This is a genomic window from Streptomyces niger, from assembly GCF_000718305.1.
GTDB classification, from domain to species: Bacteria; Actinomycetota; Actinomycetes; order Streptomycetales; family Streptomycetaceae; genus Streptomyces; species Streptomyces niger.
Genome location: NZ_JOFQ01000001.1, coordinates 610,118 through 623,934, shown reverse-complemented (window position 1 = coordinate 623,934; position 13,817 = coordinate 610,118). Strand labels below are relative to the sequence as shown.

The 13,817-nt window shown below is 70.7% G+C and carries 13 protein-coding genes and 1 pseudogene; 10 read left to right on the top strand and 4 right to left on the bottom strand.

Annotation, left to right across the window (positions count from 1 at the left end; genetic code table 11):
* Nucleotides 1-90 precede the first annotated feature (90 nt).
* From IF20_RS02835 to IF20_RS39765, 8 genes are all read left to right on the top strand, one after another.
* Nucleotides 91-1,362 carry an ATP-grasp domain-containing protein gene (locus IF20_RS02835; RefSeq protein WP_052863259.1) on the top strand — a complete coding sequence of 424 codons (1,272 nt, stop codon included), beginning with the start codon at nucleotides 91-93 and terminating at the stop codon, nucleotides 1,360-1,362.
* Nucleotides 1,363-1,424: 62 nt separating this feature from the next.
* Nucleotides 1,425-3,491: a CocE/NonD family hydrolase gene (locus tag IF20_RS02830; RefSeq protein WP_052863258.1), complete on the top strand. Its 2,067-nt coding sequence runs from the start codon at nucleotides 1,425-1,427 to the stop codon at nucleotides 3,489-3,491.
* 42 nt (nucleotides 3,492-3,533) lie between these two features.
* Nucleotides 3,534-3,734, top strand: a complete 201-nt coding sequence (locus tag IF20_RS02825) for a hypothetical protein (protein WP_234426461.1) — start codon at nucleotides 3,534-3,536, stop codon at nucleotides 3,732-3,734.
* The gene (locus IF20_RS02820; protein ID WP_052863256.1) at nucleotides 3,731-4,189 is read left to right on the top strand and encodes an MrpF/PhaF family protein; all 459 of its coding nucleotides are present in this window, start codon (nucleotides 3,731-3,733) and stop codon (nucleotides 4,187-4,189) included. Before IF20_RS02825 ends, IF20_RS02820 begins: the two co-directional genes overlap by 4 nt.
* A complete protein-coding gene (locus tag IF20_RS02815; protein WP_052863255.1) occupies nucleotides 4,182-4,463 on the top strand; it encodes a Na(+)/H(+) antiporter subunit B in 282 nt (93 codons plus the stop codon). Before IF20_RS02820 ends, IF20_RS02815 begins: the two co-directional genes overlap by 8 nt.
* Nucleotides 4,460-5,200, top strand: a complete 741-nt coding sequence (locus IF20_RS02810) for an MnhB domain-containing protein (protein ID WP_052863254.1) — start codon at nucleotides 4,460-4,462, stop codon at nucleotides 5,198-5,200. The genes IF20_RS02815 and IF20_RS02810 overlap by 4 nt, the downstream gene beginning before the upstream one ends.
* A gap of 40 nt (nucleotides 5,201-5,240) precedes the next feature.
* Complete coding sequence (locus IF20_RS02805) at nucleotides 5,241-5,591, top strand: sodium:proton antiporter (RefSeq protein WP_052863253.1); 351 nt, start codon at nucleotides 5,241-5,243, stop codon at nucleotides 5,589-5,591.
* Nucleotides 5,588-7,348, top strand: a complete 1,761-nt coding sequence (locus IF20_RS39765; protein WP_052863252.1) for a complex I subunit 5 family protein — start codon at nucleotides 5,588-5,590, stop codon at nucleotides 7,346-7,348. Before IF20_RS02805 ends, IF20_RS39765 begins: the two co-directional genes overlap by 4 nt.
* Here IF20_RS39765 and IF20_RS37270 read toward each other — a convergent pair.
* The 3 genes and pseudogenes from IF20_RS37270 to IF20_RS02790 all read right to left on the bottom strand — a co-directional run.
* Nucleotides 7,334-8,806 (bottom strand): annotated as a pseudogene (locus IF20_RS37270) (MFS transporter); the annotation flags it as partial. The gene IF20_RS39765 and the pseudogene IF20_RS37270 sit on opposite strands and share 15 nt — an antisense overlap.
* 142 nt (nucleotides 8,807-8,948) lie before the next feature.
* Nucleotides 8,949-9,590, bottom strand: coding sequence for a hypothetical protein (locus IF20_RS02795; protein WP_234426460.1), 642 nt, complete (start codon nucleotides 9,588-9,590; stop codon nucleotides 8,949-8,951).
* A gap of 112 nt (nucleotides 9,591-9,702) precedes the next feature.
* The gene (locus IF20_RS02790; protein WP_199896455.1) at nucleotides 9,703-10,659 is read right to left on the bottom strand and encodes a cation diffusion facilitator family transporter; all 957 of its coding nucleotides are present in this window, start codon (nucleotides 10,657-10,659) and stop codon (nucleotides 9,703-9,705) included.
* Nucleotides 10,660-10,798: 139 nt separating this feature from the next.
* Here IF20_RS02790 and IF20_RS02785 point away from each other — a divergent pair, with 139 nt between their 5' ends.
* A complete protein-coding gene (locus IF20_RS02785; protein ID WP_052863251.1) occupies nucleotides 10,799-11,764 on the top strand; it encodes an LLM class F420-dependent oxidoreductase in 966 nt (321 codons plus the stop codon).
* On the opposite strand, the gene IF20_RS02780 is transcribed toward IF20_RS02785, so the two are convergent.
* Nucleotides 11,715-12,779 (bottom strand): Lrp/AsnC family transcriptional regulator, encoded by a 1,065-nt coding sequence (locus tag IF20_RS02780; protein WP_234426459.1) that lies wholly within the window; start codon nucleotides 12,777-12,779, stop codon nucleotides 11,715-11,717. The genes IF20_RS02785 and IF20_RS02780 overlap by 50 nt on opposite strands.
* 203 nt (nucleotides 12,780-12,982) lie before the next feature.
* Here IF20_RS02780 and IF20_RS02775 point away from each other — a divergent pair, with 203 nt between their 5' ends.
* On the top strand, nucleotides 12,983-13,699 hold the full coding sequence (locus IF20_RS02775) for an SDR family oxidoreductase (protein WP_052863249.1): 717 nt from the start codon (nucleotides 12,983-12,985) through the stop codon (nucleotides 13,697-13,699).
* Nucleotides 13,700-13,817: the final 118 nt, after the last annotated feature.

Genomic DNA, 13,817 nt, shown 5'->3' with positions numbered 1-13,817 from the left:
GTGTGTGCACGGTAGAAGGACGGGTAGCCGGGGCCCCGCAGCCGAAAAGAAGGAGGTCCCTTGAGTAGGAAGAACATCTTTGTCGTCGGTATGGACGAGGGAAACCTGCGGGAGCTGCAGGCCGTTCCCGATGCCGCGGAATACGCTTTTCACGGTCTGCTGACCCCCTCGGAACTGCAGGAGGGGGAGGTGTCCGTGCCGGAGCTGCTGGAAAAGGCGCACGGCATCCTGGACGCCTTCGACGGCAGCATCGACGCCATCGTGACCTACTGGGACTTTCCCGCCAGCACCCTCGTCCCGATCCTGGGCGAGCGGTACGGCACCCGGCACACCAGCCTGGAATCCATCGTCAAGTGCGAGCACAAGTACTGGAGCCGGCTGGAACAGCAGAAGGTCATCGACGAGCACCCGCGCTTCGGCCGGGTGGACCTCACCGCCGAGCACCCGGAACCGCCCGAGGGCGTACGGTTCCCGATGTGGCTCAAGCCCGCCCTCTCCTATTCCTCGGAGCTCGCCTACGGCGTCAAGAACGAGGCGGAATTTCAGGAGGCGGTCGAGAAGATCCGGCAGGGCATCAGCCGGGTGGGGCGCCCCTTCGAATACATCATGGAGCAGCTGGAGCTGCCCCCGGAAATGTCCGGCGTCGGCGGCCAGGTCTGCCTCGCCGAAGAGGCGATCCACGGAATTCAGGTGGCCGTGGAGGGCTACGTCCTCAACGGTGAGGTCACCGTTTACGGCACGCTGGACTCCATCAATTACCCGGACAGCTCCAGCTTCCTCCGCCACCAGTACCCCTCCACCCTGCCGCCGGAGGTCGTCCAGCGGCTCCGGGTCGCCAGTGAGCGGGTGATGCGGCAGATCGGCATGGAAGCCGCGACCTTCAGCATCGAGTACTTCTACGATCCGCACACCGACCGGATCAACCTGCTGGAGATCAACCCCCGGCACTCCCAGTCGCACGCCGAGATGTTCCACTACGTGCACGGCGAGCCGAACCACCACGTCATGGTGGCCCTGGCCCTCGGCAAGGATCCGCGGTGGACGCCCGGCGCCGGCGAGTACCGCATGGCCGCCAAGTGGTACTACCGCTGGTTCACGGACGCGGTGGTGAAGAACGTGCCCACCCCCGCGGAGATCGAGCACATCGAACAGGAGATCCCCGGCGTCCAGATCGAGATGGTTCCGGAAGAGGGCAGGAACCTCTCCGAGAGCCCGCAGCAGGACAGCTACAGCTGCGAGCTGGCCCACATCATCACCGGCGCCGACAGCGTGGAGGAGATGACCGAGAAGTACGACCGCTGCGTGGCGGCCCTCAACGAGCACTTCGAGGGCACCCCGCCGCCGGCGGACACCGCCGCCTGAACACACGGCCCGTCGGCGCGGCGAGCGCACCCCGGCACATCGGAAAGGAGCACGGCAGCCGCATGCAGTACGTGAGCGACCTGCCCCACGCGACCAAGCAAAAACACCACGTCGCGATCCCCATGCCCGACGGCACCCGGCTCTCCGCCCACATCTGGCGCCCCGTCACCTCCGACGGGGAACCGGTGCCGGCCGTCGTCGAGTACATCCCGTACCGCAAACGCGACCTGACCTCCGTCCGCGACTCGATCCACCACCCCTACCTCGCCGGCCACGGCTACGCGTGCGTCCGCGTCGACCTGCGCGGCACCGGCGACAGCGAGGGCGTCCTGCTGGACGAGTACCTGGAACAGGAACAGGCCGACGCCGAAGAAGTGCTCGCCTGGGTCGCCGACCAGCCCTGGTGCGACGGCACCACCGGCATGATGGGCATCTCCTGGGGCGCCTTCGCGGCGCTCCAGGTCGCCGCCCGGCAGCCCGAGAGCCTCCGCGCCATCGTCATTGCGTCCTTCACCGACGACCGGTACAGCGACGACATGCACTACATGGGCGGCACCCTGCTCTCGGACAACCTCGCCGAGGCCGGCACCATGTTCGCCTACGCCACCTGCCCGCCCGACCCCGCCGTCGTCGGCGACCGCTGGCGCGACATGTGGCACGAACGCCTGGAGTCCACCCGCCCCTGGGCCCTGGAATGGCTGCGCCACCAGCGCCGCGACGACTACTGGCGGCACGCCTCGGTCTGCGAGGACTACGACGCCGTCAAGGTGCCCGTACTGGCCTCCAGCGGCTGGGCCGACGGCTACTCCAACGCCGTCTGCCGCCTCCTCAGCAACCTCGACGTACCCCGCAGGGGACTCATCGGCCCCTGGTCGCACAAGTTCCCCCACCTCGGCGAGCCCGGCCCCGCCATCGGCTACCTCCAGGAAGTCGTGCGCTGGTGGGACCACTGGCTCAAGGGCATCGACAACGGCGCCATGGACGGCCCCATGCTCCGCACCTGGATGCAGGACAGCATGCCGCCCTCCACCTCCTACGAGGAGCGCCCCGGCCGCTGGGTCGGCGAACCCACCTGGCCCTCCCCGCGCATCGAGCGGGCCGTGCACCCCCTCACCCGGCACCGCATCTGCCCGCGCGACGACACCTGGGCCGAGGACGGCACCCGGGACGAAACCCGCGACGACGCCGCGCGCGGCGACGCACTGACCGTCGAATCCCCGCTGTCCGTAGGCCAGTTCGCCGGCAAGTGGGCCTCCTACAACGCGCCCCCGGACCTGCCCTACGACCAGCGCGAGGAGGACGGCGGCTCGCTGGTCTTCGACAGCCCGCCACTCACCGAGCCCCTGGAACTCCTCGGCACCGCCACGGTCGAGCTGGAGGTCTCCGTCTCCGAGCCGGTCGCCATGGTCGCCGCCCGGCTCTCCGACGTCGCCCCCGACGGCAGCGCCACCCGCGTCACCTACGGCCTGCTCAACCTCACCCGGCGGGACGGCACCGGCGTGCCCCAGACCCTCGAACCCGGCCGCCGCTACCGTGCCACCGTGCAGCTCAACTGCACCGCACAGGCCTTCCCTGCCGGCCACCGCCTGCGGCTCTCCCTCTCCACTTCCTACTGGCCGCTGGCCTGGCCGCCGCCCCGCCCCGTCCGGCTCAGCGTCTACGAAGGCACCAGCGCCCTCGCCCTGCCGGTACGCCCCAACGACGCACCCGACGACGTGCCCGAGCCCGCCTTCGGCGAACCCGAAGGCACCGCACCGCTGGCCACCACCCAGCTGCTCCCCGCCGAACAGCGCTGGGACGTCAAACGCGACCTGGTCAACTACCACAACGCACTGGAGATCGTGAAGGACGCCGGCCTCGTCCACTACGAGGAAGCAGACATCGACGTCGGCCGCCGCGCCTACGAGAAGTACACCTCCGTCGCCGACGACTTCACCTCCGTACGCGGCGAGACCACCTGGACCATGCGCTTCCGGCGCGGCGACTGGGACGTCCGCATCGTCACCTCCCAGGCCCTCTGGTCCGACGAGGACACCTTCTGCATCGACGCCACCCTCGACGGCTACGAAGGCGACCGCCGGGTCTTCTCCCGCACCTGGAACGAAACCCTCCCGCGCGACTCCCTGTGACACGGGGTACCCGGCCAGCGCGTCGACGGTGAAGGGGCGGACATGCGGTGTTTTGATGGCAGCATGGCGCGGCGCCGGATGCGGGACACGGTCGAGGTGGCGGTGTGGTGGGCCGCCCTCCTCGCCCTGTGGACCGTCCTGATCTCCACCGTCGACACGCTGGAGCTCCTGGTCGGGGCCGCCGTCTCCCTCGTGGGCGCGGTCGCGGCCGGAGCCGCGCGACGGGCGGTGACCGACCGGTGAACGGCTGGCTCGCGGCCGCCGCCGCACTCATGGCACTCGGCGTCGCCCCCGTCCTGTGGTACGCCGCCACCGGCCCGCTGCGCCGCCGCGTCGCCGCCCAGAACACCGGCACCCTCCTCGTCTGCCTCGTCCTGCTGCTGCTCGCCCGCGGCTACGACCGGCCGCCCTACACCGACATCGCGCTCGTCGTCGCCCTCCTCGGCCCCGTCGGCACCCTCGTCTACGCCCGGCTGCTCGGCCCCGAAATGGGCGACGACCCCCAGCAGGGCCCCCGCGCCACGGTCTTCGCCGTGCTCGCCACCGCGGCCGTCCTGCTGCCCCTGTGCCTCGCCGAGAGCCCCGGCCGCTCCCTGATCAAACTCCTGGTCATCGGCGCCCTCCTCGTCGGCGGCAACATCGTCTCCAGCAAGGCCCTGGCCGGCGCCCGCCCCGAGGAGGCCGACGACCGTGGCTGACCTGCTCATCGCCCTCGCCCTGCTGCTCGTCGCCGCGGCCGCCACCGCCGCCGTCGCCGTCCGCGAACCCGCCCGCCAAGCACTCGCACTCTCCCTCCTCGGCCTCACCCTCACCCTCCTCTTCACCGTCCTCCAAGCCCCCGACGTCGCCCTCTCCCAACTCGCCGTCGGCTCGGCACTCACCCCGCTGCTCGTCCTCCTCTCCGTACGCAAGGCCCGCCGCCGCTCCCTGGACCGGGTACGCGCCGAACAGCAAGCGGAGGAGCGGCCATGAACCGACGACAGCGCCTGTGGGTACTCCTCCTCGGCCTCGCCGGCGTCGCCGCACTCCTCGTCGCCGCCGCCTTCCGACTCCCCACCTTCGGCAGCGACTTCCACCCCTACGGCGACCGCGCCGTCCACGAAGCGCTCGCCCGGCACACCGCCAACGCCATCGCCGCCGTCAACTTCGACCAACGCGCCTTCGACACCCTCGGCGAGGAATCCATCCTCTTCGGCGCCGTCCTCGGCACCGTCGTCCTGCTCCGCCAGGCCCGCGACGAACACCAGGTCACCCCCGCGCCGGCACGCGTCGCCGCACCCGTACGGCGCTACGCGCTCGTACTGCTCCCCGTCACCCTCGTCACCGGGCTCTACATCGTCGCCCACGGCCAACTCACCCCCGGCGGCGGCTTCCAGGGCGGTGTCGTCGCCGCCACCGCCCTCCACCTGCTCTACATCGCCGTGGACTACCGCGCACTGGAACGGATCCGCCCCCTCGGCCTCTTCGAGGTGGGCGACGCGGTCGGCGAAGCCGCCTACCTGATCACCGGCGCCGCCGGACTCCTCGCCGGCACCGCCTACCTCACCAACGCCCTGCCCCTCGGCACCCTCGACTCCCTGGCCTCCGGCGGCACCGTCCCCCTGCTCAACGCCGCCATCGGCATGGAAGTGGCCTGTGCCGTCGTCGTGCTGCTCGCCCGCTTCCTGGACCAGGCCGTCGAAATCGAAGAGGAGGGAGACCGGTCATGACAGCGCACCCGACGCGCACGGCGGAGAGGAGGCGGACGCCATGATGGACGTCCTGCCCTACCTCGTCGCCGCCTGGATCTTCCTCGTCGGCTGCTACGGCCTCGCCACCAGCCGCAACCTCATCCACGCCGTCGGCTGCCTCGCCGTCTGCCAGGCCGCCACCTACGTCCTGCTGCTCTCCGTCGGCTACCGCCACAGCGGCACCGCACCCGTCTTCGCCGACCTCACCCCCCACACCCGGCCCGTCGTCGACCCCGTCGTCCAGGCCCTCGCCCTCACCGACGTCGTCGTCGGCGCCACCGTCACCGCACTCCTCCTCGCCCTGGTCATACAGGTCGCCAAACGGCACCACACCCTCGACCCGGACGAACTCTCGGAGCTGCGCGGATGAACCACCTGCTGCCGCTCGTCATCGTCACCCCACTCCTCGGCGCCGCCCTCCTCGTCGCCGCCGGACGCTTCGTCCCCCGCCCCGCCGCCGAAGCCCTCGCCTGTGCCCTCGCCGCCGCCACCGCGGCCCTCGCCCTCCACCTGCTCCTGCACGCACCCTCGCCCGTCATCGACTGGCTCGGCGCCTGGACGCCCCGCAACGGACACAGCGTCGGCATCGTCCTCCACGCCGACCGCCTCGCCCTCGGCACGGCGGCCCTCGTCTCCCTCCTCGTCCTCGCCGTCCTCGTCTACTCCTGGCGCTACTTCGACGAACCACCCCGCAAACACGCCGGCTCCTTCCCCGCCCTCGTCCTCCTCTTCCAGGCCGGCATGTGCGGCTTCGTCCTCACCGGCGACCTCTTCAACGCCTTCGTCTTCTTCGAACTCATGGGCGTCGTCGCCTACGCCCTCACCGGCTACCGCGTCGAAGCCGCCAAAGCCGTCCAGGGCGGCCTCACCTTCGGCGTCGTCAACTCCCTCGGCGCCTACGCCATGCTCATGGGCGTCGGCCTGCTCTACGCCCGCACCGGCGAACTCGCCATGCGCCACATCGGCGCCGCACTCGACGCCCGCGGCGCCCCCGACGCACTCGTCCTCGCCGCCTTCGTCCTCCTCCTCACCGGTCTCCTGGTCAAAGCCGCCGCCGTCCCCTTCCACTTCTGGCTCCCCGACGCCCACGCCGTCGCCCCCACCCCCGTCTGCATGCTGCTCTCCGGCGTCATGGTCGAACTCGGCGTCTACGGCACCGCACGCATCTACTGGACGATCTTCAGCGGACCCGGCGGCATCCCACCCGAAACCGTCGCCCACACCCTCCTCACCTTCGGCGTGCTCTCCGCCGCCGTCGGCGCCCTCATGTGCTGGTACCAGCGCCACATCAAACGGCTGCTGGCCTTCTCCACCGTCGCGCACACCGGCCTCTTCCTCATCGGCCTCGCCCTGCTCGCCCCCGAAGCCACCGGCGGCACCGCCCTCTACCTCATCGGCCACGCCGGAGTGAAGGCCGCGCTCTTCGCCTGCGCCGGCATCCTCCTCGACCGCTACGGCTCCATCGACGAGTACGCCCTGCACGGCCGCGCCCGCGAACTCCGCCTCACCGCCGCCTGCTTCACCGCCGGCGGGCTCGCCCTCGCCGGACTCCCGCCCTTCGGCACCGCACTGGGCAAAGCCGTCACCGAAGAGGCCGCCGGACCCTGGCTCACCGCCCTCTTCGTCCTCGTCTCCGCCGTCACCGGGGGAGCGGTACTCCGCGTCGCCGCCCGCGTCTTCGGCGGCCACGGCACCCCGCCCGCCGCCGGCGAGGAACGCGAGACCAGCGGCGAAGGCGAACGACCCGAGACCGAACAACAACTCACCCGGGTACCCGCCACCATGCTCGCCGTCCCCGGCGTACTCCTCGTCGGCGCCCTCCTCGCCGGCGTCCTACCCGCCCTGCACAGCGCGGTGGGCAGCGCCGCCGACGAAGCCGCCCCCGGCGTCACCGTGGCCCTCACCCCACCCCACTGGTCAGCCCCCGGCATCCTCCTCGGCCTGCTCTCCGCCGCCGTGGCCGCGGGCCTCGCCGTCCTCGCCGTACGCCGCCCCCAGCACACCCGCAGCCGCCACTGGCTCGACCCCCTCCGCCTGCTCCACTCCGGCCACATCGGCGACTACGTCGCCTGGACTCTGGCCGGCACCACGCTCCTGGGCGCCCTCGCACTGACCGGCCTGCTCTGAAACGCCGTCGCCGACCCCGTTGCGGGCCACGGGCGGCGCACCCCTGCGCCGGCCCGCGACGGGCCGGGCGCCGCGCAGGCCGAGGCCGGTGACCACCGCCCCCAACAGCACCATCACCACCGGAACGACGAGTGCGGTGCGGTAGGCATCCAGCACCCCGTCCGAAGAGCCATCGGTGCCGGCCGCGACAACCCCGTACACCGCGGTCACCGCGGAGATCCCCACCGCCGAACCGAACTGGGTGAACGTGTAGAACAGCCCGCCGGCCAGGCCCTGCTCCTCCTGAGCCACACTGTCGGTCGCCGCGATGGTGAGCGGACCGTAGGCGAGGGCGAAGGAGACACCCGAAAGGAGCAGGCTCGGGAACATCGCCGCGTAGGACCGGTCCACTCCGACCGGCAGGAAGAGCCCGTAGGCCACGACCGCCAGCAGGAAGCCGCCGAGGACCACCCGACTGTGGCCGTAACGGGCCACCAGGCGCGGGGTGAGGACGGGCGCGAGCACGGCGTCGCAGCCCATGGCGATCAGCGCGAACGCGGTCTGCAGCGCGGACCAGCCGCGCACCTCCTGCAGATAGAGCGTCAGGAGGAACTGGAAGCCGAAGGACGCGCCCAGGAAGAGCAGCGCGGCGAGATCGGCCCGCACCATCGCGACCTTCCGGAAAAGCCCCAGCCGGACGAGCGGCGCTTCGGCGCGCCGCTCGGTCACGATGAACACCACCACCAGCGCCAGCCCGGCGGCCACTGCACCGAGGGTCGGCCCGAACCCGTCACCGCGGTGCTCCAACCGGACGATGCCGTAGGCGAACAGCAGCATCGCGGCGGCAGCGCTGGCCGCGCCGACCAGGTCGTAACCGCGCCGGACAGGCTCGGGACGTACCTCGGCCGGCACCAGCGCGAACGCCGCCGGCAACAGCGCGCCGACCACGAGCATCGGGGTGAAGAACACCCACCGCCAACCGACTTCGGTCAGCAAACCGCCGATGACCAGGCCCGACGAGAAGCCGCCGGCTCCGAAGCCGGCGAAGACCAGCAAAGCCTTGTCACGCTGCGGCCCTTGGGGATACGAGGTCGTGATGATCGACATGGCGGCAGGGGTCATGAAGGCCGCCGCCACGCCGGTGACGAACCGCGCCACGACCAGCATCCAGCCGACGGTCGCGAAGCCGCCCAACGCGGAGAAGACCAGGAAGACGCCCAGCCAGGCGAGGAGCATCCGCCGCCTGCCCAACAGATCGGCGGCGCGGCCGCCGAGCAGGGTGGAACCGGCGTACCCCAGCACGTAGCCGCTCATCACCCACGCCGCGGTGCCGGTGGTCAGACCGAGGTCGGCGCGGATGCTGGGGACGGCGACCGCCAGCATGGCGACATCACTGCCCTCGAGGAAGATCGTGCCGCACAGCACGAACAGCAGGGCCCAGGAGCGTCCGCCCTTGCGCGCCACGGGGACGGTGGACACGGATACGTTCCTCACCCGTCGAGCCACTCGGTCAGCATGGCCGCGACCGTATCGAGCAGCGAGCAACCCGGCCACACCTTTTCGCCTGCGTGCGCCTGCGCGCGGAGGCAGGGGAGACCGGCACAGCGGCGAGCGGAGCAGCTCAGAGCCGGTCCAGGAACTCCGGCCGGGCCAGCACCGCCACCGCCGCCACCTGCCGGCGGTGCAACGCCGCCGCCCGCTCACGCAGCGCACGGATCCGCGCGGCCCTGCGCCACCTGCTCCGCCACGGATGCCACAGCGCCTGCAACAGCAGCTGGGCGGTCGCCTGCCGGTAGCCGTCGCACATCTCCGTCAACTCCGTCAGAGGATCGCCCAGTACACCCCCGAGACGGTGGTCGACGATCCTGATGACCTCACACTGCAGCGCGCGCTCCTCGCCGCCGCCCGCGAAATCCAGCACCCGGCGCGGTACCCCGGCCGAGAGCGCGGCCACCACGAGCCCCTCGACGGCCTCCCGCGCAGCGCGCTCCGCGTCACCGCCGTCCGCCAGCAGTACCGACAGCCCCAGCTCGTCCGAGACGCGCGGCCGCCGGCCACCGGGATACCGAGCGGAACGTCCCGCCCGACCCGGTCGCCGCACGACGTCCGCCAGACCGTCCCGCACCCCCGCCAGGCGGAGGAGCTGCTGCTGGACGGTGGCACGGAGCTGCCGGCGCTCGTGATGCCCCGCGACGTACGTGGTCACCACCGCGCCGACGACGCCGCCCGCCGTGGTGTACGCCAACTCCCACAGACCGGGCAAGAGCCACCTCGCTGAGCCGGAACGCGCACGGGTCGCCCTGACCACGTCAAGGCAACCCGAGACTACGGCCCCCGCAGCAACAGCAGTAGCCCGCCGCCACGGAAACCGGCGGTCAACCGCCCGCGACCCCCGAGACATCACTCGCCACCGAAGCACCCTCGACGCCCGCCGGAGCCTCCGTGATGTCGAGGAAGACCTGATCCGCCTGCGGCCACGTGCGCTCGACCTCCCGCTTGATCCGCACACAGACCAGTTCCACGCGCTCGCTGTCCAACCCCGGTGCCAGATCGATCCGGGCCGCCAGCAGCCAGCTGTCCTCACCGAGCCGCATCGTCAGCAGCTCCGCGACGTTGTCCACCTCCGGCTGCCCGACCAGCAACTCCTCGATGCTGTCCCGCAGTTCCGGGGCGACCGACTCACCGATCAGCCGGTCCCGGGCCTCCTTGCCGAGCCGGTACGCCACGAACACCAGCAGCACCCCGATCGCGAAGGACGCCGACGCCTCCCACACCGCATCGCCCGTCACCAGATGCAGCACCATGCCGCCCGCCGCCAGCAGCACGCCCAGCACCGCCGCACCGTCCTCCGCGAGCACCGTACGCAGCGCCGGATCGCTCTCCCCGGCCTTCTGCACCCGCAGCTGATACACCGCACGGACCAGCGAACTGCCCTCCGCGACGAACGCTACGCCCAGCACGATCAGCCCGGCCGTATAGCCGCTCGGCGACTCGTGCGAACCCTCGCGCAGCGCGTCGACCCCCTGGAAGAAGGAGAAGCAGCCGCCCATCACGAAAATGCCCACCGCGGCCAGCAGCGCCCAGAAATAGCGCTCCATGCCGTACCCGAAGGGGTGCCGGCGGTCGGCGGGGCGGCGGCTGCGGCGCAGCGCGGCGAGCAGGAACAGCTCGTTCAGACTGTCCGCGACGGAGTGCGCCGCCTCCGACAGCAGCGCGGGCGAGGCGGACAGCAGACCGCCGACGGCCTTTGCGAGCGCGATGAGGAGATTCGCCGCGAGTGCCACGACAACGGTCACTCGGGTACGGCCGTCGGAATCCTTTCGCTTCACCATGAATCACCGCCGCCATTCGGGGGACGCGAGGGTTGCGATCGATCGGTAATACGCATCAACGGAGCGTGTACCCGGTTCGATGAATGAGAACCGCGGAGGTATTTCCGCAACCGGACCGAAGGCGAAAAGGTGAGTGACGATGGTGGACATCGGTTACACGATGATGACCGAGCAGGCGGGCCCGCGCGAACTTGTCGACCATGTGGTCATGGCCGAACGAGCCGGTTTTGATTTCTCGGTCACCTCGGACCATTACTTCCCCTGGCTGGAATCCCAGGGCCACGCTCCGTACGCCTGGAGCGTCCTGGGCGCCGCGGCGCAGGCCACCTCCCGCATTCCCCTGATGACGTACGTGACCTGCCCCACGACCCGGTACCACCCCGCGGTCGTCGCCCAGAAGGCCGCGACGATGCAGCTGCTCGCGGAGGGCCGGTTCCGGCTCGGCCTCGGCTCGGGCGAGAGCCTCAACGAGCACGTCGTCGGGCAGGGCTGGCCCACGGCACCGGTCCGGCTGGAGAAGCTGGAGGAGGCCATCGAGATCATTCGGGCGCTGTTCTCCGGTGACGAGGTGACGTACCACGGCGAGTACTTCGACGTGGACCAGGCCATGCTGTGGGATCTGCCGGAGAAGCTGCCGGAGATCGGCGTCGCGGTGTCCGGCGGCCGCTCCTGCGCGATCGCGGGCCGCCTCGGCGACCTGGTGATCGCCACCGAGCCGAAGAGCGAGCTGCTGCGGAAGTTCGACGAGCACGGCGGCAAGGGCAAGCCGCGCGTCGGACAGATCCCGGTCTGCTACGACACCGACCGGGACGCGGCGATCGCCCGGGCGCACGACCAGTTCCGCTGGATGCTCGGCGGCTGGCCGGTCAACTCCGAGCTGCCGGGGCCGTCCGGCTTCAGCGGCGCCACGCAGTACATCCGCAAGGAGGACATCGCCGAGGCGATCCCGTGCGGGGACGACGTCGAGACGTTCGTGAAGGCGGTCAAGCCGTACGCGGACGCCGGCTTCACCGAGATCGCCCTCGTCCAGATCGGCGGCGACCAGCAGGAACCGTTCATCGACTGGGCCCAGAAGAACCTGCTCGACGAACTCCGGGCGCTGTAGACGGCTCGACGAGGCGATCGCCGGACAGCAGCGTGCCGGCCTGCTTGACGTGCTGCAGCACAGGCGAGATCTCCATACTCTCCAGGCCGGCCAAGGAACCGATGCGATCGGACGTGAACTCGAACAGCTCATCGAGGTCCCGGCAGTGCGCGACCGCGTGGACGTTGCAGGGCCCCGAGATCGCCGCGGCGAAGGCGATCTCGGGCTCCTGCGCAAGTGTGCGCCCGACCGACTTCACCGCCGACGGGTGCACGCGCAGCCACAGGTTGGCCCGAGCGCGATACCCCAGAGCGACTGCGGCGATCTCGACATCGATGTGGACGACGCGGCGCCGGAGCAAGGCGCTGAGACGACGTGACACCCGCCCCGGAGTGGAATCCGCCGCTGCGGCGAGGTCGACGAGACTGGCGCGACCGTCCGCGGCGAGCGCGCCGAGGATCTTCTCATCCTCAGTGGTGAGGTGTACGGGATCGCGAGCGACCACGGGGGATTCGGTGAACGGCGGACCGTCGCTCCCGAGCATGGCCTCCTCCTCCGGGGACAGCACGCCTTGGAGGGCGGTCCAGTAGTGGCCGCGCCCTCCCACGAACTGTCGGAGTACAGCGTAGGCGTTGATGTCGAGCACCGCCGCGGTACGCGGAAGCCGTTGACCGAGCAGGTTCTCGCGCTGTTCCCGCGTCCGTGACTGGATCGCGCAGGTGACTTCGCAGCCCGCAGCGCCCAGGGCGACCCAGTTGACATCGTCGCGCTTGGCCAGCGCGTCGGCGATCGCTGCGACGCTGCCGGGACGGCAGCGGAGCCGCACCAGCCACCTGCTCTGTCCCAGCGCCCCCGGGTTGACCATACCGGCGACGCGGATGACGCCCTCGGCGCGCAGACGCCGGTACCGGCGGTTCACGGCGCTTTCCGTGAGACCGAGCGCGACCGCCATCGAGGCGAAGGAAGCCCGCGGAGCGATCTGCAGTGCGCGAATGATTCGCACATCGTCCGGCTGCACGGTGAGGGATTCGGACATGGATGCACCTGGCATGAGGGGAATCCTACGGACAGGCCCCTTCGGCTCGCTCCGGCGACGCCGCGGCGGACACACTCGCCACATACGGCTCGCACGGCTGCAGAGCCGGCACGGCATCACCGACCGACACCGCCCTCGGGTCCCGGTGACACACACGAAGAACTCACCAGAACTCACCACGTACAGAACGGAGATGACGCTGGATGTCATCGACTGACACCGGGCAGAGCAGGCCGACCGCTCTCATCATCGGTGCCTCGCGCGGCCTCGGCCACGCGATGGCGGCCGAATTCCTCGACCGGGGCTGGAGCGTCATCGGCACGGTCCGCGACACCACGGCCCGCACGCCCCTGCACGATCTCGCGGACCGGGCCGACGGACGCGTCACCATCGAACATCTCGACATCAACGAGCCCGACCAGCTGGCACCCCTGCACGAACGCCTCGCGCGGCACCGGCTCGACCTGCTCTTCGTCAACGCAGGCACCACGAACAACGAGTCGGCACCGATCGGCGCGGTACCGACAGCCGACTTCGTCGAGGTGATGGTCACCAACGCACTCAGCCCCATGCGCGTCATCGAAGCGCTCGAAGACCTTGTCACCGCCACCGGACTCATCGGAGTGATGTCGTCCGGGCAAGGCAGCATCACGCACAACACGAAGGGGGGACGCGAGGTCTACCGGGGAAGCAAGGCGGCCCTGAACATGTTCATGCGCAGCTTCGCGGTCCGGCAGGCCGCGACGCAGCGCGGCTTCGTCCTCCTGGCGCCGGGCTGGATACGCACCGCACTCGGGGGACCGGACGCACCGTACACCGTCGAGGAGAGCGTCCCGCTACTGGTGGATGTCCTGCTGGCCAAGCTGGGCACGCCCGGCCTGGAGTATTTGGACCGCTCGGGCCGGACCGTCCCCTGGTGAGCCCTGCCGAACCGTACGCGCGGCGCTGTCGGCGGCGTCACCACGCGACCCGCTCCGGCCCGCGCGCCGCCCTCATAGCCACTGGCCGCTCTCATAGCCACTCGCCGCCTCGGATGCG

Excerpts from the sequence above, each read along its gene's own strand:
- IF20_RS02835 (WP_052863259.1), top strand. The coding sequence starts at position 91 with ATGGACGAGGGAAACCTGCGGGAGCTGCAGGCCGTTCCCGATGCCGCG.
- IF20_RS02830 (WP_052863258.1), top strand. The coding sequence starts at position 1,425 with ATGCAGTACGTGAGCGACCTGCCCCACGCGACCAAGCAAAAACACCAC.
- IF20_RS02825 (WP_234426461.1), top strand. The coding sequence starts at position 3,534 with ATGCGGTGTTTTGATGGCAGCATGGCGCGGCGCCGGATGCGGGACACG.
- IF20_RS02810 (WP_052863254.1), top strand. The coding sequence starts at position 4,460 with ATGAACCGACGACAGCGCCTGTGGGTACTCCTCCTCGGCCTCGCCGGC.
- IF20_RS02805 (WP_052863253.1), top strand. The coding sequence starts at position 5,241 with ATGATGGACGTCCTGCCCTACCTCGTCGCCGCCTGGATCTTCCTCGTC.
- IF20_RS39765 (WP_052863252.1), top strand. The coding sequence starts at position 5,588 with ATGAACCACCTGCTGCCGCTCGTCATCGTCACCCCACTCCTCGGCGCC.
- IF20_RS02790 (WP_199896455.1), bottom strand. The coding sequence starts at position 10,659 with ATGGTGAAGCGAAAGGATTCCGACGGCCGTACCCGAGTGACCGTTGTC.
- IF20_RS02785 (WP_052863251.1), top strand. The coding sequence starts at position 10,799 with ATGGTGGACATCGGTTACACGATGATGACCGAGCAGGCGGGCCCGCGC.
- IF20_RS02780 (WP_234426459.1), bottom strand. The coding sequence starts at position 12,779 with ATGTCCGAATCCCTCACCGTGCAGCCGGACGATGTGCGAATCATTCGC.
- IF20_RS02775 (WP_052863249.1), top strand. The coding sequence starts at position 12,983 with ATGTCATCGACTGACACCGGGCAGAGCAGGCCGACCGCTCTCATCATC.